This window comes from Streptococcus sp. DD10 (genome assembly GCF_001578805.1).
Classification (GTDB): Bacteria; Bacillota; Bacilli; order Lactobacillales; family Streptococcaceae; genus Streptococcus.
Genome location: NZ_KQ969160.1, coordinates 209,283 through 211,063 on the forward strand (window position 1 = coordinate 209,283; position 1,781 = coordinate 211,063).

Here is a 1,781-nt window from a genome sequence, read left to right on the forward strand (position 1 = left end):
TGCCAGGAGCAAGTTTTTTCTTTTTATTACTTCCATTGGAGATTAACATGAGCAAGCATCTCTTCGTAAGCTGTATCTATACGAGCTTGAGTATCTGGATCTAACTGGTCTCGGAATTTCCCACCCTGTATGAAATCTTCTAAAATTAAGGTTTGATAAGTGTAAAGAGAATATCCTTCTGGTGATATTGTTCCCTTTGGTAGACGGTTAACCCAACTAGGACGGGCCTGAGCAGTCTTAATAATCGTTTTTCCGTTTTTCTTTTCAACTGTCACATCCATGAGAATTCCACGCTCAGTCCACTCAGCATTTTCAACCCCTTCCATGGTTTCAATCCTCTGATTGGAAATAAAGTTCCCCATAGAATAAATAATAAGCTTGCTCTGGCCATCCTTGGTAAGGATTTCTGAGGGTTCCACAACATGAGGATGACCACCAAAAATGATATCTGCTCCCCAGTCAATCATTTTGTGATATAGTTCAACCTGATCATCAGTTGGTTCTAACTGATACTCCACTCCCATCTGAGGCATCACTATGGTAATATCTGCTTCCTTTTCCGCACGCTCAATCTCTGCTTTCATACGTTTTCGATCCATATTCGACAGATGGTGAACTATTTCCTGCTCTGTTAACCCCTCCTCCATACCATTATAACCGTAAGAATAGGCAAGTATGGCTATCTTAATCCCATTAACCTTCTTAATGAGGAGAGGGGCTTTATCACGCACAGGACTCTCATAAATTCCAACTGAGTCAATCCCGAACAGATGAAAAGCAGTTGCCGTTGTCATAGCCCCTGACAGCCCAGAGTCTAAAATATGATTGTGAGCAAGATCTACCACATCATAACCTGCGTCCTTGATCGCTGTTACGACAGACCGAGGTGCGTTAAAAAGAGGGTAGCCACCCAAGGGATAGTCTTCATTGATTGTACCTTCAAAATCTCCCAAAACTAGATCTGCCTGTTCCAACCAAGGCTTGACATAGGTAAAATTCTCAGTAAAATCATAATTCCCATCCACCTGCAAAGCACTCATATACAGTAAATCATGATAAAGGAGATCACCATTTGCCATAATACGAGCAGTCTGGACCTGTTTGGATTTTTTGCCAGACTGACTCATCTCTGGATTAGAGACAAAAAGAAGGAAAACAAACAAGATACCAGCAAATCCTACCAATCCTATCAATATTTTTTCTACAATAACATCATTCCTAAGCTGTTTTTCAATCATAGCAACCACCTTTTTTAATATTGTCATTTTATTATACCATATAACGGTTTGTGATGCCTCCATACTATAACAACCTTTTCACAAGGAAAGAATAGCTAAAAATAATGGACTAACCCTCGTTCTGCGTAATCCCTTATGTTAGGTGCGAATGAAATCGTTTCACTAGAAACCTTAAGACTTCAATATTCCAGAAAAAGCCAAGGATTACAGATAAAGAAAAAATAACAACAATCTAAGTAGCGAGCATATCAAAGGATTTTGTCAAAAAAATGTGAGGCTGGGAATTTTCGGCGTTAAACAAGCACAGATGCCGTCATTTCCTCCAAATATCCCCTGTAAGAAACCTTGTAATGATAGCTTGTGAAGTACTCCATACTTTGAATGTCATACTTACGCAAATAGTAGATGAAGTAGCGCAAGTGCATACTTTCCCACTCATATCGGTCCAACTTCAGATAACCATAAGCCACCTCTAAAGTGGAATAAAATTCTCTGTATTCTGTGTAAACTTCTTCAATCATAACAATCTCCCTTCTCCCTAAA

The 1,781-nt window shown here is 39.4% G+C and carries 2 protein-coding genes; both read right to left on the reverse strand.

Going from position 1 to position 1,781, the window contains the following annotated elements:
• Window positions 1-26: 26 nt before the first annotated feature.
• On the reverse strand, window positions 27-1,238 hold the full coding sequence (locus STRDD10_RS06365) for a CapA family protein (protein WP_067194035.1): 1,212 nt from the start codon (window positions 1,236-1,238) through the stop codon (window positions 27-29).
• A gap of 293 nt (window positions 1,239-1,531) precedes the next feature.
• Window positions 1,532-1,781, reverse strand: a 250-nt coding sequence (comW, locus tag STRDD10_RS06370) for a sigma(X)-activator ComW (RefSeq protein ID WP_231853381.1), incomplete at its 5' end; no start/stop codon positions are given.

What these genes read in the sequence shown, in the direction of transcription:
- STRDD10_RS06365 (WP_067194035.1), bottom strand. Translation starts at nt 1,238, where the DNA reads ATGATTGAAAAACAGCTTAGGAATGATGTTATTGTAGAAAAAATATTG.